Source organism: Mycobacterium sp. NGS35 (genome assembly GCF_059812855.1).
The window spans coordinates 541,715-560,052 of record NZ_JCALDL010000001.1; the positions used below are offsets into that span (position 1 = coordinate 541,715).

24 protein-coding genes and 3 tRNA genes are annotated in these 18,338 nt (G+C 65.0%); 5 read left to right on the forward strand and 22 right to left on the reverse strand.

Going from position 1 to position 18,338, the window contains the following annotated elements:
* The gene (locus AC5Y4C_RS02695) at nucleotides 1-897 is read left to right on the forward strand and encodes a cyclopropane mycolic acid synthase family methyltransferase (RefSeq protein ID WP_499906197.1); all 897 of its coding nucleotides are present in this window, start codon (nucleotides 1-3) and stop codon (nucleotides 895-897) included.
* On the opposite strand, the gene AC5Y4C_RS02700 is transcribed toward AC5Y4C_RS02695, so the two are convergent.
* The gene (locus AC5Y4C_RS02700) at nucleotides 898-2,529 is read right to left on the reverse strand and encodes a PE-PPE domain-containing protein (protein ID WP_499963295.1); all 1,632 of its coding nucleotides are present in this window, start codon (nucleotides 2,527-2,529) and stop codon (nucleotides 898-900) included. It abuts the gene before it with no gap.
* Nucleotides 2,530-2,689: 160 nt separating this feature from the next.
* On the opposite strand from AC5Y4C_RS02700, the gene AC5Y4C_RS02705 reads away from it, so the two are divergent.
* Nucleotides 2,690-3,757 carry an alpha/beta hydrolase fold domain-containing protein gene (locus AC5Y4C_RS02705; RefSeq protein ID WP_499963297.1) on the forward strand — a complete coding sequence of 356 codons (1,068 nt, stop codon included), beginning with the start codon at nucleotides 2,690-2,692 and terminating at the stop codon, nucleotides 3,755-3,757.
* 32 nt (nucleotides 3,758-3,789) lie between these two features.
* Here the strand turns inward: AC5Y4C_RS02705 and rplA are convergent, their stop codons facing one another.
* The 12 genes from rplA to AC5Y4C_RS02765 all read right to left on the reverse strand — a co-directional run bounded on the left by rplA (nucleotide 3,790) and on the right by AC5Y4C_RS02765 (nucleotide 8,819).
* Nucleotides 3,790-4,497 carry a 50S ribosomal protein L1 gene (gene rplA / locus AC5Y4C_RS02710; protein WP_499906190.1) on the reverse strand — a complete coding sequence of 236 codons (708 nt, stop codon included), beginning with the start codon at nucleotides 4,495-4,497 and terminating at the stop codon, nucleotides 3,790-3,792.
* 71 nt (nucleotides 4,498-4,568) lie between these two features.
* A complete protein-coding gene (gene rplK / locus AC5Y4C_RS02715; RefSeq protein WP_499906187.1) occupies nucleotides 4,569-4,997 on the reverse strand; it encodes a 50S ribosomal protein L11 in 429 nt (142 codons plus the stop codon).
* 65 nt (nucleotides 4,998-5,062) lie between these two features.
* Entirely contained in the window at nucleotides 5,063-5,815 is a 753-nt protein-coding gene (nusG, locus tag AC5Y4C_RS02720; protein ID WP_499963299.1) for a transcription termination/antitermination protein NusG, read from the reverse strand.
* A gap of 15 nt (nucleotides 5,816-5,830) precedes the next feature.
* A complete protein-coding gene (gene secE / locus AC5Y4C_RS02725; protein ID WP_499906183.1) occupies nucleotides 5,831-6,271 on the reverse strand; it encodes a preprotein translocase subunit SecE in 441 nt (146 codons plus the stop codon).
* 72 nt (nucleotides 6,272-6,343) lie between these two features.
* Nucleotides 6,344-6,416: transfer RNA gene (locus AC5Y4C_RS02730), tRNA-Trp, on the reverse strand.
* Between the two features lie 160 nt (nucleotides 6,417-6,576).
* Entirely contained in the window at nucleotides 6,577-7,086 is a 510-nt protein-coding gene (hadC, locus tag AC5Y4C_RS02735; protein WP_499906180.1) for a (3R)-hydroxyacyl-ACP dehydratase subunit HadC, read from the reverse strand.
* A gap of 2 nt (nucleotides 7,087-7,088) precedes the next feature.
* Nucleotides 7,089-7,517, reverse strand: a complete 429-nt coding sequence (hadB, locus tag AC5Y4C_RS02740) for a (3R)-hydroxyacyl-ACP dehydratase subunit HadB (protein WP_499906176.1) — start codon at nucleotides 7,515-7,517, stop codon at nucleotides 7,089-7,091.
* Nucleotides 7,504-7,983 (reverse strand): (3R)-hydroxyacyl-ACP dehydratase subunit HadA, encoded by a 480-nt coding sequence (gene hadA, locus AC5Y4C_RS02745; RefSeq protein WP_499906173.1) that lies wholly within the window; start codon nucleotides 7,981-7,983, stop codon nucleotides 7,504-7,506. Before hadA ends, hadB begins: the two co-directional genes overlap by 14 nt.
* A 16-nt stretch (nucleotides 7,984-7,999) precedes the next feature.
* Entirely contained in the window at nucleotides 8,000-8,167 is a 168-nt protein-coding gene (gene rpmG, locus AC5Y4C_RS02750) for a 50S ribosomal protein L33 (RefSeq protein WP_499906171.1), read from the reverse strand.
* 31 nt (nucleotides 8,168-8,198) lie between these two features.
* Nucleotides 8,199-8,272 (reverse strand) — tRNA-Met (locus tag AC5Y4C_RS02755).
* A 38-nt stretch (nucleotides 8,273-8,310) separates the two neighbouring features.
* Nucleotides 8,311-8,383: transfer RNA gene (locus AC5Y4C_RS02760), tRNA-Thr, on the reverse strand.
* Between the two features lie 64 nt (nucleotides 8,384-8,447).
* On the reverse strand, nucleotides 8,448-8,819 hold the full coding sequence (locus AC5Y4C_RS02765; RefSeq protein ID WP_499963301.1) for a hypothetical protein: 372 nt from the start codon (nucleotides 8,817-8,819) through the stop codon (nucleotides 8,448-8,450).
* Between the two features lie 193 nt (nucleotides 8,820-9,012).
* Between AC5Y4C_RS02765 and AC5Y4C_RS02770 the strand changes: the two genes are divergently transcribed.
* Nucleotides 9,013-9,867: an NYN domain-containing protein gene (locus tag AC5Y4C_RS02770; protein ID WP_499914543.1), complete on the forward strand. Its 855-nt coding sequence runs from the start codon at nucleotides 9,013-9,015 to the stop codon at nucleotides 9,865-9,867.
* A 22-nt stretch (nucleotides 9,868-9,889) separates the two neighbouring features.
* Here the strand turns inward: AC5Y4C_RS02770 and AC5Y4C_RS02775 are convergent, their stop codons facing one another.
* A complete protein-coding gene (locus AC5Y4C_RS02775) occupies nucleotides 9,890-10,195 on the reverse strand; it encodes a hypothetical protein (RefSeq protein ID WP_500007969.1) in 306 nt (101 codons plus the stop codon).
* Between the two features lie 59 nt (nucleotides 10,196-10,254).
* A complete protein-coding gene (locus AC5Y4C_RS02780; RefSeq protein WP_499963305.1) occupies nucleotides 10,255-11,124 on the reverse strand; it encodes a hypothetical protein in 870 nt (289 codons plus the stop codon).
* A 194-nt stretch (nucleotides 11,125-11,318) separates the two neighbouring features.
* Here AC5Y4C_RS02780 and AC5Y4C_RS02785 point away from each other — a divergent pair, with 194 nt between their 5' ends.
* A complete protein-coding gene (locus tag AC5Y4C_RS02785) occupies nucleotides 11,319-12,035 on the forward strand; it encodes an MBL fold metallo-hydrolase (protein ID WP_499914537.1) in 717 nt (238 codons plus the stop codon).
* Nucleotides 12,036-12,050: 15 nt separating this feature from the next.
* Nucleotides 12,051-12,752, forward strand: coding sequence for a crotonase/enoyl-CoA hydratase family protein (locus tag AC5Y4C_RS02790; RefSeq protein ID WP_499963307.1), 702 nt, complete (start codon nucleotides 12,051-12,053; stop codon nucleotides 12,750-12,752).
* Between the two features lie 16 nt (nucleotides 12,753-12,768).
* Here the strand turns inward: AC5Y4C_RS02790 and AC5Y4C_RS02795 are convergent, their stop codons facing one another.
* The 7 genes from AC5Y4C_RS02795 to AC5Y4C_RS02825 all read right to left on the reverse strand — a co-directional run bounded on the left by AC5Y4C_RS02795 (nucleotide 12,769) and on the right by AC5Y4C_RS02825 (nucleotide 18,299).
* Complete coding sequence (locus AC5Y4C_RS02795; protein WP_499963309.1) at nucleotides 12,769-13,545, reverse strand: SDR family NAD(P)-dependent oxidoreductase; 777 nt, start codon at nucleotides 13,543-13,545, stop codon at nucleotides 12,769-12,771.
* A gap of 4 nt (nucleotides 13,546-13,549) precedes the next feature.
* Complete coding sequence (locus AC5Y4C_RS02800) at nucleotides 13,550-14,638, reverse strand: galactokinase (protein WP_499963311.1); 1,089 nt, start codon at nucleotides 14,636-14,638, stop codon at nucleotides 13,550-13,552.
* Nucleotides 14,628-15,710: a galactose-1-phosphate uridylyltransferase gene (gene galT / locus AC5Y4C_RS02805; protein WP_499963313.1), complete on the reverse strand. Its 1,083-nt coding sequence runs from the start codon at nucleotides 15,708-15,710 to the stop codon at nucleotides 14,628-14,630. Before galT ends, AC5Y4C_RS02800 begins: the two co-directional genes overlap by 11 nt.
* A 14-nt stretch (nucleotides 15,711-15,724) precedes the next feature.
* On the reverse strand, nucleotides 15,725-16,234 hold the full coding sequence (locus AC5Y4C_RS02810; protein ID WP_499914526.1) for an LppP/LprE family lipoprotein: 510 nt from the start codon (nucleotides 16,232-16,234) through the stop codon (nucleotides 15,725-15,727).
* A 136-nt stretch (nucleotides 16,235-16,370) separates the two neighbouring features.
* Entirely contained in the window at nucleotides 16,371-17,528 is a 1,158-nt protein-coding gene (locus AC5Y4C_RS02815) for a zinc-binding dehydrogenase (RefSeq protein WP_499963315.1), read from the reverse strand.
* Between the two features lie 133 nt (nucleotides 17,529-17,661).
* The gene (locus AC5Y4C_RS02820) at nucleotides 17,662-18,054 is read right to left on the reverse strand and encodes a PIN domain-containing protein (protein ID WP_499963316.1); all 393 of its coding nucleotides are present in this window, start codon (nucleotides 18,052-18,054) and stop codon (nucleotides 17,662-17,664) included.
* Nucleotides 18,055-18,056: 2 nt separating this feature from the next.
* Nucleotides 18,057-18,299, reverse strand: a complete 243-nt coding sequence (locus tag AC5Y4C_RS02825) for a type II toxin-antitoxin system Phd/YefM family antitoxin (protein WP_499906124.1) — start codon at nucleotides 18,297-18,299, stop codon at nucleotides 18,057-18,059.
* Between the last annotated feature and the right edge of the window lie 39 nt (nucleotides 18,300-18,338).

An 18,338-nucleotide genomic window follows, 5' to 3' on the forward strand; every position in this document is an offset into this window, starting at 1 on the left:
ATGCCTAACAAGACCAAGCAAGCCGACGACATGCGGCCGCACTTCGAGGACATCCAGGCTCACTACGACCTGTCCAACGACTTTTTCGGCCTGTTCCAGGACCCCACTCGCAAGTACAGCTGCGCGTACTTCACCGGGCCTGACGTAACGCTCGAAGAGGCACAGCTCGCCGACGTCGACCTCAACCTCGACAAGCTCGACCTCAAGCCGGGCATGACGCTGCTGGACATCGGCTGCGGCTGGGGCGTCACCATGAAGCGGGCGCTGGAGAAGTACGACGTCAACGTCATCGGCCTGACACTGTCGAAGGAACAGCTGTCGTACTGCAAAGAGCTGCTGGGCAAGGTCGACACCGAACGCACCTACGACGTGCGTCTGGAGGGCTGGGAGCAGTTCCACGAGCCGGTCGACCGCATCGTGTCGATCGAGGCGTTCGAGCACTTCGGCTTCGAGCGCTACGACGACTTCTTCAAGAACTGCTTCGACATCCTGCCCGACGACGGCCGGATGACCATTCAAAGCAGCGTCGGCTACCACCCGTTCGACCTGGCCGCGCAGGGCAAGAAGCTGACCTTCGAGCTCGCCCGGTTCATCAAGTTCATGATCACGGAGATCTTCCCGGGCGGTCGGCTGCCCACCACGCAGATGATGATCGAGCACGGCGAGAAGGCCGGGTTCGTGGTGCCGGAGGCCAAGTCGCTGCGCACCCACTACATCAAGACGCTGGGTCTGTGGGCCGAGGCGCTGGAGCGCAACAAAGAGAAGGCCATCGAGGTCACCGACGAGGAGAACTACCACCGTTACATGCGGTACCTCAAGGGCTGCCAGTACTACTTCATCGACGAGAGCATCGACGTCAGCCTGGTGACCTACCTCAAGCCGGGCGCGGCGGCCTGATCACGCCGCCGCGCGCTGCCCGGAATCGGGCGACGTCGCGGCGTTCTGCTTGCCACCCGGCTTCGTGCCGTCCGTACCCGTCTGCCCGCTCTGGCCGGTCCTGTGCTTGCCGAACAGATCGCTGACGCGCGGTAGCGGGTTGTCGACCTTGGCAACGTCCGCCGGCTTCGGCAGCTTCGGCGCGGCCGGCTTGGGCGTCTTCGCGTTCGGCGTCGTCTGATCTCCCGCGACCGACGACCTGCCCAATCTGAGCTTGAACGGGTTCTGATTCTGTTCGTTGGCGTTGCTGGAACCCTGCGGGCTGGCCGACTTTGTGGCATCGGGTTCGGTTGACGTCGTCCGCGCCAGATCCAGCGTCGGAACGGCATCCGCACTGGTCTGCTGCTGCTGGGTCTTCTGCACTTGAAGTGCTGGGTTCGATTGTTGCGCAGCAAATGTCGAGAACGGCGAGATCGTCGTCGTCGACGACGAGGACGGCGGCGTCACCGTCGGAACAATCGGCACGCCGTCGGTCGCGTCGTGAATGCCCTGCCCGATCGCCGCAATCAGATCGGTCGCGAGCTTCACCGGGTTGATGTTCGGGATCAGACGGAACGTCACGGGATCCCCCGGACTGGCCGTGCGGTCATAGCCGGTGTCGATCAGCACCTTCAGAGCCGGCTGGACCAGTTCCAGGAGCGGGTCGACGATCGCCGACGTGCCAGTCGCGTTGCCCAAGTCGATGAACGGCTGCAGGATCGGCAGCGACTTCGCCGGAATGGTGACGTACGTGGTGTCACCCTTCGTCGGATTGCCGGCCGCCTCGATGAAGTTCTGGATGTCTGCGGGCGTGTACCCCCACGGCAGCTGATCCGTCGGGCCGTTGCCGTTGGGCACCAGGTAGTAGCCGTGGACGTACTGGAAGCCGGCGATCGCATTGGCGACGGCGAGCAGGTTGAGCGGATACGCCGGGAAGTCGGACACCCCGTCGTACTCGAACGAGATGTCAGTGGTCTTGATGTCGGCGTTCGTCGGGGTGGGATTGCCAAACGACACGTCGAGGATCGGGATCGTCGGCAGGAAGCTCAGCCGCGACCAGAGCCCGCCGTTCGGGCGGCTGATGTTGCCGATCATGACCATCTCGACCTGCTTCTTCTGGTCGGGGGTCAGCGTGGCGGCCAGGCGCTCCTTTTCGATGCTGACCACGCGCGCGCCTTGCGAGTATCCGAAGATGACGAGCTTGTCGCCAGGCTGGAGGTTGCCGACTACTGGCTGAACCTCGTCGTCGAGGTGCTGCACGCCCTCGCCCACCGACTCGTTCCATTTGGCGCAGTTGGCCCCCGGGCACCAGTTGGGGATGAAGAAGATCGGCCAGAACGACGCCGGATAGTTGATGCCGCTGAGCGCGCAGTTGGTGGCTGCGGTGCACGTCGAGGGCACGCCTGTGGGGTCCGACGCGTAGATGTAGCGGTTGTAGGCGTTCTTCAGGTAGTCGGTGACCACATTCGCGTTGGGGGTACCGGTGCCCGGAACGACGAACGCCGTGACCGCGCCCCACGTCAGGGCGGCGCTGAACACCGACACGACGCCGAAGGCGACCGCCGACAACAGCGCTACGACAGCAAACAACGCCTTGCGGTATGTGGCACGCACCTTCAGCCTCCTGCATGACCCGTGGACCGCTTACCCCGGACGGGGCGCGGCTGACTCAGGCGGTATGAACGGCATCGTCCCACAGACGACCGACCGGTTTTACAGAACCGTCAAATCGGCCGTCGAAACTTTGCTGGAAGGCCGCGCATAGCATGACGACATGCTTCAAGGCCGCCTCGCGAATCCCGACTGCACCCTCGGCACAGACCCGCGCTCCGACCCCCGAATGGTCGCCGCGCTCGCGCCGTTCGGCCTCGACGGGCTGGCGCCCACTCCGCCGCTCACACCGGACGCGCCGCTGGCCGACCGGCTGGCCTACATCGCCAAAGCGGAGGAGGTGACGGTCGCGTTCCTCACGGCGTTGGCGCAGAAGGCGCCGGCGGCTGAGGGCGTGTCGACCGAGACGGTGACCATCGACGGCGACGGCGGCGACATCACGCTCTACGTCAGCCGGCCGAGCGCATCGTCGTCGACGCTGCCGTGCCTCTTTCACATCCACGGTGGCGGCATGGCATTCGGAAGCGCCACCGACCTCGGCTACGTCCGCTGGCGCGACAACCTCGCGGCCACCGGGCTGCTGGTCGTCGGCGTCGAATTCCGCAACAGCGCAGGCAAATTGGGCCCGCACCCCTACCCCGCGGGCATCAACGACTGCGCGGCCGGAATCCGTTGGACTGCAGCGCATCTCGATGAATTGGGCGGATCGCACATCGTGGTGTCCGGCGAGTCCGGCGGCGGCAACCTGACACTGGCGGTCACGCACAAGGCCAAGCGCGAGGGCTGGCTGCATGAGATCGCGGGCGTGTACGCACAATGCCCGTACATCTCCAACCGGTTCCTGGAGCAGCCCGACGAACTCCCCTCGCTCAAAGAGAACGACGGATACGTCTTCAGCTGCATGGAGCTGGCGGTCAACGGCTCGGTCTACGATCCCGACGGCGAGCACGCCAACGATCCGGCGTGCTGGCCCGGCAACGCGACCGGAGACGACCTCGAGGGCATGCCGCCGCACGTGATCGCCGTCAACGAACTCGACCCGCTGCGCGACGAGGGCCTGCTCTATTACCGACGGCTGGTGCGCGCCGGAGTGCCGGCGGTCGGCCGGATCATCGCCGGCACCGGGCATGCCGGCGACATGATGTGCGCGGGTGCGCTACCCGACGTCTACGGCGCGAGCCTGCGCGACGTCAGCGGCTTCACGAAATCGCTTGCGGCCCAACGCGTCTAGACCTCCGGCCTTATGGTCGGTTCCGGCTCCGCCTACACCTCGGCAAAATTCCGCGTCACTGACGGATCCACCGGGATGCCCGGGCCCGTCGTCGTCGACATGGTGATCTTCTTCAGGTAGCGGCCCTTCGACGCGGTCGGCTTGGCCCGCAGCACCTCGTCGATCGCGGCGCCGTAGTTCTCGACGAGCTTGTTCTCGTCGAACGACGCTTTGCCGATCACCAGATGAAGGTTGGCCTGCTTGTCGACGCGGAAGTTGATCTTGCCGCCTTTGATGTCGCTGACGGCCTTGGCGACGTCGGGGGTGACGGTGCCGGTCTTGGGGTTGGGCATCAGGCCACGCGGACCGAGGATGCGTGCGATCCGACCGACCTTGGCCATCTGGTCCGGCGTCGCGATGGCGGCGTCGAAGTCGAGGAAGCCACCCTGGATCCGCTCGATCAGATCGTCGCTTCCGACGATGTCGGCGCCGGCGGCCAGCGCCTCCTCAGCCTTGTCACCGACGGCGAACACCGCGACGCGAGCGGTCTTGCCGGTGCCGTTGGGCAGATTGACGGTGCCGCGCACCATCTGGTCGGCCTTACGCGGGTCGACGCCGAGCCGGATCGCAACCTCCACGGTGGCGTCCTGATTCTTCGACGACGTCTCCTTGGCCAGCTTGACCGCCTCGAGAGGCGAGTACAGGTGAGTGCGATCCACCTTCTCAGCGGCCGCGCGATATGCCTTGCTCTTCTTGCTCATTCATTCATCCAATCGTGGTGTTGGAGCCGTGGTGCGGGCCGATGCCAGCCCTCCCACAGATGGTTGTTCCGTTATTCGACGGTGATGCCCATTGACCGGGCAGTCCCGGCGATGATCTTCGCCGCGGCGTCGATGTCGTTGGCGTTGAGGTCTTCCTTCTTGGTCTCGGCGATCTCACGGACCTGGTCCCACGACACCTTCGCGACCTTGTTGCGGTGTGGCTCAGCCGAACCCTTGTCCACGCGGGCAGCCTTGAGCAGCAGCTTGGCCGCAGGCGGCGTCTTCAGCTTGAAGTCGAAGCTGCGGTCCTCGTAGACGGTGATCTCCACCGGCACGACATTGCCGCGCTGGTTCTCGGTCGCGGCGTTGTAGGCCTTGCAGAACTCCATGATGTTGACGCCGTGCTGGCCGAGCGCCGGGCCGACGGGCGGCGCGGGGTTGGCCTGGCCGGCTTGGATCTGCAGCTTGATCAGCCCGGCGACCTTTTTTCTCGGGGGCATGCTCTTCCTTTCCTTTGCGATTTCGGTGCGTTTTCATGCGCTCAGCGCCGGTTAGCGCACCGAAATCAAAGCTTTGCGACCTGGTTGAAGGTCAGTTCGACGGGTGTCTCGCGGCCGAAGATCGACACCAGCACCTTGAGCTTCTGCTGTTCGGCGTTGACCTCGCTGATCGAGGCGGGCAGCGTCGCGAACGGGCCGTCCATGACGGTCACCGATTCGCCGACCTCGAAATCGACCTCGACCGGCGTCCGTTCGATTCCGCCGGTTTCAGCGGCAGCGCCGGCGGTCGCGGCCTTCGCGGTCTTCTTGCCCGCACCCTGTGGCAGCAGGAACTTCACCACTTCGTCGAGCGACAGCGGCGACGGCTTCGACGTCGCGCCGACGAAGCCGGTGACGCCCGGCGTGTTGCGCACGGCCGACCAGGACTCGTCGGTGAGGTCCATGCGGACAAGGATGTAGCCGGGCAGCACCTTGCGGTTGACCTGCTTGCGCTGGCCGTTCTTGATCTCGGTGACCTCTTCGGTGGGCACTTCGACCTGGAAGATGTAGTCGCCCACGTCGAGGTTCTGCACGCGAGTCTCGAGGTTGGCCTTCACCTTGTTCTCGTAGCCGGCGTAGCTGTGGATGACGTACCACTCGCCGGGCTTGGAACGCAGCTCGGCCTTGAGCGCCTCGGCCGGGTCGAGCTCTTCGGCAGGGGCCTCGTCGGCAGGGGCCTCGTCGGCCGAACGCTCGTCGACATCCACGGCCGCACCCGCGGACAGCTCGGCGTCAGGCTGCTCCTCGGAGTAGCCCTCGACGCCGTCAGGGGTTGTCACGGTCCTTGTCCTTCCCTACTTAAATTTCAATGCCCAGTCGCCGGCGAACACGCCACGCACGATTGCCGCATAGCCGATGTCGACGACGAAGATCAACGCCACCATGAAGACCAGGAAAGCCAGCACCACGGAGGTGTAGCTGACCATCTGCTTGCGGTTCGGCCAGATGACCTTGCGCATCTCGGCAACGACTTGCCGCAGGTAGTTGATGACGAACGCGATCGGGTTGCCGCGACCCTTGTCCGGGCCGGTCTTCTTTGCGGCTTTGGCCTTGCCCTTGCCGCCATCCTTTGTTTCGCCGGCCTTTTCGATCGGCTCGGCCTCGACGGCCTCGGTCAGTTGCCGGGACCGCTTGCCGGTGGGGCGCAGCGGCCGAGTGGCGACCGCGGTCCGACCGCTGGCGGTGGTGTCTTCGCCGTCGCCTGCGGCGCCGGCAGCCTCGCGCTCGTCGCTCACCGCATGCCCTTCCGTTCGTGCCTTCGCCGTGTCCACCCTCCAGTGTCCACGATCACTTCGTGTTCGGTTCTGCAGGGGCGACAGGACTTGAACCTGCAACCTGCGGTTTTGGAGACCGCTGCTCTGCCAGTTGAGCTACGCCCCTAGAGGTTGGCAGGCCAACCTGTATGCGTTCAGGGGCCCACACAATTCGCGCGCTCCCCGTGCGGTCGATCCAATTACCGACGGACAGCGCGCTGACGTGGGGAAACCCCGAGGTCCGAGTGTACATCGGCCCGCGTCGGACTTACCAATCCGATTACCGCCTACGCGCCGACGGCGGTCCGCACCACCTGCCCTGTTTCCGGATCCCATTTCGCCGAGATCGAGTTGTCGCCCTCGTGGCCCATCATCGTGGTGAAGGCCTCCATGATCACCTCGCCGTTCTCGTCTTGGACGACGTTGCGGGTGGTCACGATGTCGGCACCGAACCGCTCGTCCACGGACTCGACGTACATGGTCCCGAACAGCTTGTCCCCCGCCATGATCGGCCGGTGGAACTTGAACTTCTGGTCGACCTGGACGATCTGCAACGTCTCGAAGCCGATGTCGACGTGCTGGAAGAAGTGCCGCTGGATCATCACCGCAAAGATGGCCGCGAAAGTCAGCGGTGCCACCAGGCTGTCGTAGCCGAGTTCGCGGGCAGCCTCTTCGTTGTGGCTGGCCGGATCGTATGCCTTGACCGCTGCGGCGTATTGGCGGACCTGTTCGCGGCTGACCTCGAAGTAGTCGGGATATTTCCAGACCATTCCGCGGATATCGGTTTTGAGCGCCATGGTTACGCCAGCTTCGCGGTCGCGACGGCGCGACCGAAGATCTTCTTCCCACCCGTGGTGGCCGACAGCGCGATCGTCACCGACTTCGTCTCGGGATCAACCGACTTCACGCGGCCGGTGAACACGATGTCGGCACCCTTGCCGTCGTTGGGAACCGGGACGACGGCAGTGAACCGGACGTTGTATTCGGTGACCGCGCCCGGGTCACCGACCCAAGAGGTCACGTAGCCGCCGCCCAGACCCATGGTCAGCATGCCGTGGGCGATCGCGGTGTCGAGGCCCACCTGCTTGGCGATGTCGTCGTCCCAGTGAATCGGGTTGAGGTCACCGGACACGCCGGCGTAGTTGACCAGGTCCTGGCGGGTCAGCGTGATGACCTTCTCGGGCAGCTGATCCCCGACCTTCACCGAACTGAATTCACGCAATGGCATCTTTGAAGCCCTCATCTCCCTCTTCGTCACTGCGACCGACCAGCGTCGTATAGCACTCCAGGACTTCTTCGCCCTTGTCATTCGTGACGACGTTCTTGGTGACCACCGTGTCGGTGCCGAACGACTGCCTGACCGAATCCACGTAGACGTCGCAGTACAGCCGATCGCCGGTCTTGAGCGGCTTGTGGAACTTGAGCACCTGGTCGACCTGCACGATCTTGGCGTCCTTGATGGCGACGTTCGCATTCTCGAAGAACGCGGACTGCGCTTGGTAACCGAACACCGAAATGAAGGTCAACGGCGCCACCAGCCCGTCATGGCCGAGCTCCGCCGCCGCTTTCTCGTCGAAATGCGCGGGATGGTCGTTCTTGACGGCCTCGGCGTACTCGCGGATTTTTTCCCGGCCGACTTCGTAGTAGTCGGGATAGCGAAAGTGCATCCCGACGATCCTGTCGGACAAAGACACGGCTGGCGAACCTACCTCAGCGGGTCTCTTTGTGTGCTTGGTGCTTGCCGCAGTTGGGGCAGAACTTCTTGAGTTCGAGCCGGTCGGGATCGTTGCGGCGGTTCTTCTTGGTGATGTAGTTGCGGTGTTTACACACCTCGCACGCCAACGTGATCTTCGGCCGAATGTCCGTGCTGGAGGCCACTTCTGCTGCCCTTCTTGTTCTTCCTGTCCTGTAGCGATGGCCGGACTCGAACCGGCGACCTAACGATTATGAGTCGTTCGCTCTAACCGACTGAGCTACATCGCCTTGTGCTGAGGCACCGCCAGTCCACCCGGCGTCCGCCGAGCCCCCTAACGGAATCGAACCGTTGACCTTTTCCTTACCATGGAAACGCTCTGCCGACTGAGCTAAGGGGGCCTTGACCCGCGCATTGGGCCTTGTAGAGGGTACAGCGTGGCTAGCTGGCCCGCCAAACAGGAGGTCAGTGCGGTTTGCGGTCTGCCCGGTGCCGCAACGGCCGCGCCGGGTCGGGGTACACGTCGTTGTTGCCGCCTGTTGTGGACAATTCCGCGGCCTCGTCGCGCAGAGCCAGCACCCGCGTGTGAATGCGGTACTCCGTCGACCGCGGCATCGAGGCCGCGCTGTAGAGGTTGCGCCGACGTCTCCACACCCGCCCGAGCCGGATTTCCCACCGCAATGCATCAGAAATGGCTTTCGACGGCCGCCCGTCTGTGACGAAGTTCCACCTGGCCAGCATCACCGCGAGGTCCGCGACCGTTGCAGGGCCGTGAACATGCAGATGGTCAGTCAGCACGTAGCGCAATTCCGTTCCGCGCAGTAACCGCTTCGTCATGACCGGACCCTGACATGGGGGTCCGACACCGCGGATTGTCGCTTAGAGGCGGGCACGACGGGTCTTCCCCCGACTTCCTCCGGCGAATAGCTCCCATCGGGCTCGGGGACGTCACTGCCGGTAAAGGCCGACATGCCCGCCTCTAAGCGACAAATCTCGGTAGCCGCAGCAGGGGGGACCCTAGATTGAGCCCATGGCTGACGGTGGTGCGACCCGCGTTGCGGTGTACCTCGACTTCGACAACATCGTGATATCGCGGTACGACCAAATCCACGGCCGCAACTCGTTCCAGAAAGACAAGGCGCGCGGGCTGACGGCCGAGCGGCTCGCGGAGGCCACCGTGGACGTCGGGGCGATCATCGACTTCGCCTCGTCGTTCGGCACCTTGGTGCTCACCCGCGCCTATGCCGATTGGTCGGCCGACGTCAACGCGGGTTACAGCGGCCAGTTGGTGGCGCGCGCAGTGGATCTGGTGCAGCTGTTCCCCGCGGCGGCATACGGGAAGAACGGCGCGGACATCCGGCTTGCGGTCGACGCGGTCGAAGACATGTTCCGGCTTCCCGACCTCACGCACGTCGTCATCGTCGGCGGTGACTCCGACTACATCGCGCTGGCCCAGCGCTGCAAGCGCCTTGGTCGCTACGTCGTCGGAATCGGCGTGGCAGGAGCGAGCAGTGGCTCGCTGGCGGCCGCGTGCGACGAGTTCGTCACCTACGACGCCCTTCCGGGCGTCCCTTCGAAAGAGGCACCGAAGAAGCGTGCCCGGCGCAAGGCGGCACCTGCGGTGGAGGGGGAACCGTCGCCTCCGGACGCGCAGCAGGTCGCCACCGACCTTCTGGAGCGGGCACTGCGAATCGGCCTGCAACGCGACGACACCGAATGGCTGCACAATTCCGCGGTCAAGGCCCAGATGAAGCGTATGGACCCGTCGTTCAGCGAGAAGGCCCTGGGTTATCGCTCTTTCAGCGACTTCCTCAGATCGCGTTCCGACCTCGTCGACCTCGACGAAACCAGCACCACCAGGATGGTGCGGCTGCACAGCGATTGACAAGCGGAGGCACCCTGGCGGATCAGCGCTCGCCGGAGTCGACCTGGGCGATGTAGCGGTCGTACACAGCTTCTGGATCGCCGCTGGCCATCGCCTCGGCGCGCACTTCCGGAGGGATCCGGTACACCCCGGGAATCGGATCATCCAGATGACGTGTGGCAGCGCGGAGAACCGCGACGATATAGCCCTTTTCGCTGGACGCACGACGTTGGTCCTCAGTACGCAGTTCCTCGATCGCTGCTTCACGTGTTTCACCGGACGCCGTCCAGTCCCGGCAGGGATAACGCGCCTCCCATGTGCCGTCTGGGCGCTGCCATGCCTGAGGCACGAAGTAGAACGATGACCCATCGTTGGGAGGCAAGCCCTCTACCGGGGTTGTTGGTCCCATCACCATCCCATCGTTCCGGATTCGTCGGTGGGCGAGTAGAAAACCTCGTGCTTGCCGTTCGGGTAGTGGATCACGCAGGCGAACCCATACGCCGTATGCCCTGTGTCATCGCACCAGATGAGGAGTGGAGTATCAGGCGGCGGACCGCCCATCGCCTGGATGGCCTCGCCACAACATCCGCGGCGGCCGGGCAGCGACTCAAACCCGAAGCGGTCCAGTTCCGTTCGCACGGCGGTCAGCTTTGCCGCGACACTCCGGTCGACCGCATCCAATGCGGCCGCCCGCTGGTGAACAGCCGCGGCGAGGCGTTGCATCTCGGCAGCCTGGGCCCTTGTGGGCGGTGCGTGTGATGTCACGGTCAAGTCCTCATTGACGACGAGGCCCGCGGCCTGCGCCTGATGGACAGCGGCAATGGCGCGCTGCTGGGCGGCGGCAATCTCCGTTGCACCCGAACGCGCCATGGCGGCAGCCCCGTGCAATGCATCGGCGACGTCGACGACCTTGGCCCGGTCAGCCCGCGTCCTGGCTTGTGCAGCAGCCGCCGCCGATCCGTGCCATTCCGTTCCGCCAGGATTCTGCACGATGCCGTCAGCGGTTCTGAAGGCGTTGTCCCATGCGTTGGCGGCATCAGCCCATTGCACTGCCGCGATCTCGAGATGCTCAGTGCTCCAACGGCGCAGTTGTGACAGCGTCGGGTTAGCTGGCATAAGCGGATTGCCCCACTGCGCGGATTGTCCTGCCGGAGTCGCTTTCTGTTCGCGAGTAATCACCCGCTGCTGAAGAAATCCTGGATGCCAGCGCCTCGATCCGGCGTTTGACCATCCCTGATGTTGTCGAGACTCCGGCATGAACGTCGTGCACCGCAGCAACCGTCGCTTGGTGCGACGGTCCAAGTGGCGCCGCGCCTACCACAAGCTGCGTGGCATGCTGTCGAAGCAACGCTGCGGCAGCCTCGAGCCCACTCATATCAGCCTCTGTCGCCCACATGCGATTCAGCCTATGGCCGCCCGCGGGGTCCCACCCGCACCAATTTCGTCTGCCAGACGCCGAATACCCTGAACACATGGCCAGCGACGATCGCCTGTACTTCCGCCAGCTGCTGTCCGGCCGCGACTTCGCGAAGACCGACATGATCGCCCAGCAGATGCGCAACTTCGCCTACCTCATCGGCGACCGCGAAACCAAGGACGCCGTCGTCGTCGATCCCGCGTATGCCGCGCAGGATCTGGTCGACGCGCTCGAGCGGGACGGCATGCGGCTGTCCGGGGTCCTGGTCACGCACCACCACCCCGACCACGTCGGCGGCACGATGATGGGCTTTACCCTCAAGGGCTTGGCGGACCTGCTGGAGCACGCCGAAGTACCCGTGCACGTCAACAGCCATGAGGCGCTGTGGGTGTCACGGGTGACGGGCATCCCCCTGGCAGACCTCACCACCCATGAGCACGGCGACAAGGTCAACATCGGCGACGTCGAGATCGAACTGCTGCACACTCCGGGGCACACGCCGGGCAGTCAGTGCTTCCTTCTCGACGGGCGCCTGGTCGCGGGCGACACGCTGTTCCTCGAAGGCTGCGGCCGCACCGACTTCCCAGGCGGCGACGTCGACGCCATGTACCGCAGCCTGCATCAGCTGGCGAAGCTGCCGGGCGACCCGACCGTCTACCCCGGCCACTGGTACTCAGCTGAGCCGAGCGCGTCGTTGTCGGAGGTGCGTCGCACCAACTACGTGTTCCGCCCGACCAGCCTGGAGCAGTGGCGGATGCTGATGGGCGTCTGAGTAACGTCGGTGGCCATGGGAGAACGGGTTCACTACAGCGTCGACGACTCGGTCGCGACGATCACCATGGACGACGGCAAGGTCAACGCGCTGTCGCCGGACATGCAGCTCGAGATCAACGAGGCGCTCGACCACGCTGAACTCGAAGGCGTGCAGGCGGTGGTGATAGCCGGCAACAACCGCGTGTTCTCCGGCGGCTTCGACCTCAAGGTGCTGACGGGCGGCGGCGATGCCGCTCTCGACATGCTCGTCGGCGGATTCGAGCTCGCCGCAAGGGTTCTCGCGTTCTCCAAGCCGATGGTGATGGCGTGTACCGGCCATTGCATCGCGATGGGATCGTTTTTGATGCTCTGCGGTGACTACCTGATCGGCGCGCCGTCGCACCGCATCCAGGCCAACGAGGTAGCGATTGGGCTCACGATGCCGGGTCCGGCTCTCGCGATCATGCGAAATCGATTGACGCCCGGGGCGATTCAGCGTGCCGTCAACCTCGCCTACGAGTTCAAGGGCGAAAACGCTCTTGCCGCAGGATATCTCGACGAGTTGGTCGAGGCGGACATGGTGCGTCCGCGCGCACAGGAAGTCGCCAAGGGCTTCGCTGCGCTGGACGCGCGGGCACACAAGGAAAGCAAGCTGAAGGTACGGGCGGCTGTGCTGGACGAGATCCGCACGACAATCGCCGCCGAGTTCCCTAGACCTTCCGATTCTCGGACTTGATCGTGCACGCCGGGCGTCAGGCGTTGCGGGCAGTCATCCCGCCGTCGACGACCACCATCGCACCGGTGATGTAAGAGGCTGCCGGCAGGCACAGGCTCAGGATCATGTGCGCTATTTCCGCCGGCTCGCCGTAACGGCCGAGGGCAGTCCGACGTTTCGCGAAGATCGTCTTGTGCTCGACCGGGATTCGCTCGGTGAGTGCGGTGTTGATCGGTCCGGGACAGACACAGTTGACGGTGATGCCCTCGCGCCCAAGGTCGACCGCGAGCGCACGCGTCAGGCCCACCACGCCGTGCTTGGCGACGGCGTAGATGCCGTTGCCGCGGGTGGCGCCCATCGCCTCGGTTGAGGCCAGGTTGACGATCCGCGGGCACGACGACTGCCGCAGATACGGCAGCGCCGCCCGGGCGATCCGCTGGTGTGCGGTCAGCATCACGTCCAGCTGCCACCGCCAGATGTCGTCGTACTGTTTGTCGTCCAACGCGGTCGGGCGCACAACTCCGGCGTTGTTGACGACGAAATCCAAGCCGCCGAGCGCGTCGGCGGCTTCGGGCACAGTCGTGGCGACCGCCGCCGCGTCGGCGACATCCAGGCGGTAAGCCGTTGCGTGCCCGCCTCGTTGGCGGATGGCGTCGGCCACCTGGTGCACCGCGTCGGACTGGATGTCGGCGAGCGCCACCCGCACGCCCTCGGCGGCGAAGACTTCTGCGGTCGCGCGGCCGATTCCACTGCCGGCGCCGGTGATGAAGGCCGTCCGGCCGGCGACGGAGCGGCTGAGGTTCGGGGTCGTCATCGCGTCAGCATTCCATGGCGCCGGGCCCTGCCGTCGTGCGCGTGACCGTCGGTGCGGGATAGCCGGCGCGGTGGGTGACGTCGCGTACGGTTTCCGCGACGTTGTCGAGCCGGTTGACGGGTACGAGTGCGATCACGCAGCCGCCGAAGCCGCCGCCGGTCATCCGCGCACCCAGCGCTCCGGCTCGCACCGCGGCGTCGGCGATCAGATCGATGTGGTCAGTGGTGATGTCGAAGTCGTCGCGCATTGATCGGTGGGATTCGGTGAAGATCGTGCCGGCGGCTTCGAAGTCGCGATTACCAAGGGCAGCAACGAAATTCAGCACCCGCTGGTTCTCGGTGAGAACGTGGCGTGCGCGACGGGCGTCGACGCCGGTGAGCGCATCCAACGCTGCGGAGTCTTGCACGGCACGTAGCGTCGAAACGCCGAGCATTGCGGCCGCGCGTTCGCATGAGGCGCGGCGGGCTGCATACTCGCCGTCGGCGTGGCGGTGCCGCGCGTGTGAGTCGATGAGCAGCAGCGCAACGTCGGATGCATCGGGATCGAACGGGACGGGCTGCACCGAAAGCGATTGGAAGTCAATGAGAATCGCGGTGCGCGGTGCGCCGAAGAGACTTGCCAATTGGTCGAGCAGTCCGGTGGGGGCGCCGACGTAGTGGTTCTCGGCCGCTTGCGCGATCTGCGCCTGCTCGACGGGATTCAGGCGTAGGCCTTTGGCAGTGATCAGTGCACCCAGCACTGCGCACTCCAGCGCCGCTGACGACGCCAGACCCGCGCCGATCGGGAGATCACTCGAGATCGACATGTCGCCGCCAAGCACCGGATAGCCGGCACGGCGCAGTGCCCATAGCACGCCGGCGACGTAAGCCGCCCAGCCGCTGACATCGCCGGGGGCAGTGCCGAGTGCGATCTGAGCAAGACCGTCTGCTGCGTCGCTGCGTACGGCCAGCGTGGCGGAACCGCTTGGCGCATAGGTGACGACGGTCCGTTGGGGCAGTGCGATCGGCAGCGCGAAGCCGAGGTTGTAGTCGGTGTGCTCGCCGATCAGGTTGACCCGCCCAGGTGCGGCATAGCGGATCACGTCAAGCCTCACGCAGACGCTGCGCGGTGCCTTCGGGTGTCACGTCGCTGATGAACGCGTCCATGGCCGATTCCGAGGCGGCGAGGTACTTCAGTTTGGTGGCGCTGCGGCGGATCGACATCAATTCGACGTGGAAGTAACCCTCACGCTGGACGTCGGTGTCGGCGTACTGATGCAGCGCGGACATGTAGGGCAGGGGCGCTGAATACAGGCGGTCGAAGCGGCGCAGGATGTCGAGGTAGATCTCGGTGAACTCGTCGAGTTCGTCGTCGTGGAGGTCGGTCAGGTTGTGTACGAACCGGTTCGGGTAGATGTGGACTTCGACCGGCCAGCGGGCGGCGAAGGGGACGAACGCGGTGAAGTGCCCGGTCTGCCGGACCACGCGTCGGCCGTCAGAACGCTCGGCGTGGAGGAGATCTTCAAAGAGGTTAATGCCATGGCGTTTTCGGTGACGGCGTGCTTGGAGCAGCATCACCTCGGTGCGGGGCGTGAGGAACGGGTAGCCGTAGATCTGGCCGTGTGGGTGGGTCAGGGTCACGCCGACTTCCTCGCCGCGGTTCTCGAAGCAGAAGACCTGGGCGACACCAGGTCGAGCCATCAGATCGGCGGTGCGGTGACGCCACGCGTCGACGACGAGGCGGGCGTGCGCCTGGTCGAGCTCGGCGAACGAGCCAGTGTGGTTGCTGCAGAAGCAGATGACCTCGCAGCGGCCGCGGCTGGGCGCGGCGGTGAAGAGGTTGCCGTCGGGTGCGGCGAGATGGTCGGTCGCGTGGCCGGTGAAGCTCGGGAAGCGATTCTCGAAGACCACGACGTCGTAGTCGTCGGCAGGAATTTCACTGGTCAGGCCGGAAGGGCTTGGGCAAAGCGGACATTCGTCGGAGGGCGGCTTGTAGGTGCGGTCTTGGCGGGCCGTGGCGATCGTGATCCACTGGCCGGTCTGCCGGTCAAAGCGCAACTCGGCCAAGGCATGTTCGTGTTCGGGCAGGGACCGTCGGTCGGTGACCGGCATCGGGGTATGGCCGGGTAACGCGAAGAACAAGAGCTCGCGGCCGTCGGTAAGGGTCCAGGCCAGCGGCTCGGTCATATGTTGGCGGCTGCCTACGGGATAGGCCAATCCTGGCGGGGCGGGATGGGATCGGCCATGACGGCACGGGCGCCGTCCCAGTAGTAGCGGACCGGAGTGACCTTGCCGTCAGTGCAGGTTCCGCAGGTGCGGCCGGACACATAGTCGACGATCAGGGTGTCCTTCGTGGATGCAGCCACGTCGATGGTGGTGAAAGGTTGGCCGCGAGTGAGCGCGTTACCGACGTAGTTGCCGCGGTTGAACAGGAAGACCTGACGTGGCGACGACGGCTTGGCCATGTCGATGGTCAGGACGACGCCGGACAGGTTCGCGCACGGGTCGAAATTGCTCATGACCGGGTTGGGGTTCCAGGGACCTTGGGTCATGGACTCGTGGCGGTCGTGGGCGGTCGCGATGGCGATGGCGGTGGCTTGGTCGGGACCGCATGCCGGTGGGGGGTCTGCGGTTGCAGTGGGCAGGCCGCCCACGACGGCCGCGAAGGCGCACACCGCCGTTGAACTCGCCACTACTCGGCTGATCGCCATGGTTACCTCCGCGTCGACTGTCGCCCTTGCGAAAGTATCGTGCCCACAAGGGTTGATCGAGGGTGTTTTGAGCGCATTGTCCACTTGGCTCACGTCGGCCACAGCTCTCGCTCATGAGGCAAATGCACAAGCGGTATCACGGGCTTGTCGCATCGCTTTTCGGATCGATGAGGATCTTCGCGTGCTTGTCGGGATCGGCAAGCATGTCGAACGCAGATTCAACACCCGGCAGCCCGACCGTCCCAGTAATCAGCGGTGCGGCGTTGACCTTTCCGTCCGCGAGCATGTGCAGCGTGTCGCGGAATTCCAATGGCGTGTAGCCCAACACGAACCGTAGGTCGACCTGTTTGTTGATTGCCATCGCCGGACGGATGCGATCTGCACCCATGCACACGCCGGCCACCACGATCCGGGAGAACAGGGGTGCATCGGCGATGATGCGGTCGATCATGCCCGGCACGCCGACGCATTCGAAGATCACCGGACGCTTGGGCGCCGCCGCCCCCACCACTTCCGCGGCCCGCAACAAATGCCACCATGGCACGCGCAGCTTGTGCAGCGTTTCGAGCGCGCTGATGCGCCCGAATGCGTCGGACACGGTGTCGAGGTGGCCGTGGCCGGCGGCCGCCTCGTACGGCGACTCCTGTACGGGATCGACTACTGCGTCCGCTCCGCACGCCATCGCGAGAGTACGTCGAGCAGACGACAAGTCGCTGGCGATCACGGTGCGGACACCGACGGCCTTGAGCATGCAGATCACCGCCAAACCGATCGGCCCGCAGCCGATGACGATCGCGACGTCGCCCTTACCCACGTCGCTGACGCGCACAGCGTGCAAGCCGACGGCCATCGGCTCGGTGAGAGCGGCTACCTCAGGTGTCAACCCGTTCGGCACCGGGAACGCCAACATCTGTTCGATGAGAAGCTGCTCGGCGTAGGCCCCCGGCGCCTTTGTGGTCAGCCCGATCGCATGCACCTCCTTGCCGCGGCGCAACAGCGGCATCGCGACGACGACCGTGCCGGGGCGTGGCGACTTCCTGGTACCTGGGCCGTAATCGACTATCTCCCCGCAGAATTCGTGCCCGAACACGACTTGCTGATCCGACCGCATGAAGTCGTCGTACCCCGACTCGGTCATCACGTCGGCGAGTTCGTCGCAGTGGTGTCGGGCGTGCAGGTCCGAACCACAGATACCGCACCGGAGGACGTCGATGAGCAGCTGGCCCTTCGCGGGTACCGGGACCGGCAGTTCGACGACCTCGAGCGTGGCCTTGGTGCAGGCGACGGCTTTCATCCGTCGAGCGTACGACCGATACGCGTGCGCTCGACAGGCCGATGCGGGAGGCTTGACGTCGGCGGAGGCTTGACGTCGGCGGGTGGTGCTGACGAGTTGAGGAATGTTCGCGTGTCGCAGATATTCGATCCGGCTAGCTCCCGACTTCAGTCGGACGACGAACATCCACGAGGTCGCTGATGATGCGAAAGTCGCCAACGTCGAACGAAAGTAGCGGGACACCGAGGATGTTTGCGGTTGCGGCGATTGCGAGGTCGACCGCACGCCGACGCGGCTGGCCGCCACGGTTCATTACGGCGGCTGACAGCCGGCCCCATTCGCGGGCCACATCATCTGTGATCGGGTGCGGGTCGAACGTGGCTTCAATCGCTCCAAGCCGGACCGCACGGCGGGCGCGTTCGTCGTCATCAATAGCGACCAACACACCGAAATACAGCTCTGCGATAGAAGCGACGCTGATCGCCGCCTCGACACCATTCGGCGCTGCCTCACCGATGAGCACGGAGGTGTCGAGAAGCGCACGCATCGCTACTCGAACGGATCGACCAGCGAGGCAGGAAGTCGCTCGAGATCATGCTCCAGTGTCTGCGGAGGGGCTGTGCGCCAGATGGCCTGCAGCGCCGGGCCGGTAACCCATCGCCGGTGCCGAGTGGGCCCGAGCCGAGCCACCGGTCTGCCGGCAACCGTTATCGTCAGCTCCTCGCCAGCCTCGGCGCGACGCAGCACCTCGGCGACGTTGTTGCGGAGTTCCTTCTGCGGGATCGTGGCCACAGCGCCGAGGGTAGCAGAATTGCTACCACCGCGATGTCG

What these genes read in the sequence shown, in the direction of transcription:
- AC5Y4C_RS02695 (WP_499906197.1), top strand. Translation starts at nt 1, where the DNA reads ATGCCTAACAAGACCAAGCAAGCCGACGACATGCGGCCGCACTTCGAG.
- AC5Y4C_RS02705 (WP_499963297.1), top strand. Translation starts at nt 2,690, where the DNA reads ATGCTTCAAGGCCGCCTCGCGAATCCCGACTGCACCCTCGGCACAGAC.
- rplA (WP_499906190.1), bottom strand. Translation starts at nt 4,497, where the DNA reads ATGAGCAAGAAGAGCAAGGCATATCGCGCGGCCGCTGAGAAGGTGGAT.
- rplK (WP_499906187.1), bottom strand. Translation starts at nt 4,997, where the DNA reads ATGCCCCCGAGAAAAAAGGTCGCCGGGCTGATCAAGCTGCAGATCCAA.
- hadC (WP_499906180.1), bottom strand. Translation starts at nt 7,086, where the DNA reads ATGGCGCTCAAAACCGATATCCGCGGAATGGTCTGGAAATATCCCGAC.
- hadB (WP_499906176.1), bottom strand. Translation starts at nt 7,517, where the DNA reads ATGCCATTGCGTGAATTCAGTTCGGTGAAGGTCGGGGATCAGCTGCCC.
- AC5Y4C_RS02765 (WP_499963301.1), bottom strand. Translation starts at nt 8,819, where the DNA reads ATGACGAAGCGGTTACTGCGCGGAACGGAATTGCGCTACGTGCTGACT.
- AC5Y4C_RS02770 (WP_499914543.1), top strand. Translation starts at nt 9,013, where the DNA reads ATGGCTGACGGTGGTGCGACCCGCGTTGCGGTGTACCTCGACTTCGAC.
- AC5Y4C_RS02785 (WP_499914537.1), top strand. Translation starts at nt 11,319, where the DNA reads ATGGCCAGCGACGATCGCCTGTACTTCCGCCAGCTGCTGTCCGGCCGC.
- AC5Y4C_RS02790 (WP_499963307.1), top strand. Translation starts at nt 12,051, where the DNA reads ATGGGAGAACGGGTTCACTACAGCGTCGACGACTCGGTCGCGACGATC.
- AC5Y4C_RS02795 (WP_499963309.1), bottom strand. Translation starts at nt 13,545, where the DNA reads ATGACGACCCCGAACCTCAGCCGCTCCGTCGCCGGCCGGACGGCCTTC.
- galT (WP_499963313.1), bottom strand. Translation starts at nt 15,710, where the DNA reads ATGACCGAGCCGCTGGCCTGGACCCTTACCGACGGCCGCGAGCTCTTG.
- AC5Y4C_RS02810 (WP_499914526.1), bottom strand. Translation starts at nt 16,234, where the DNA reads ATGGCGATCAGCCGAGTAGTGGCGAGTTCAACGGCGGTGTGCGCCTTC.
- AC5Y4C_RS02815 (WP_499963315.1), bottom strand. Translation starts at nt 17,528, where the DNA reads ATGAAAGCCGTCGCCTGCACCAAGGCCACGCTCGAGGTCGTCGAACTG.
- AC5Y4C_RS02820 (WP_499963316.1), bottom strand. Translation starts at nt 18,054, where the DNA reads ATGCGTGCGCTTCTCGACACCTCCGTGCTCATCGGTGAGGCAGCGCCG.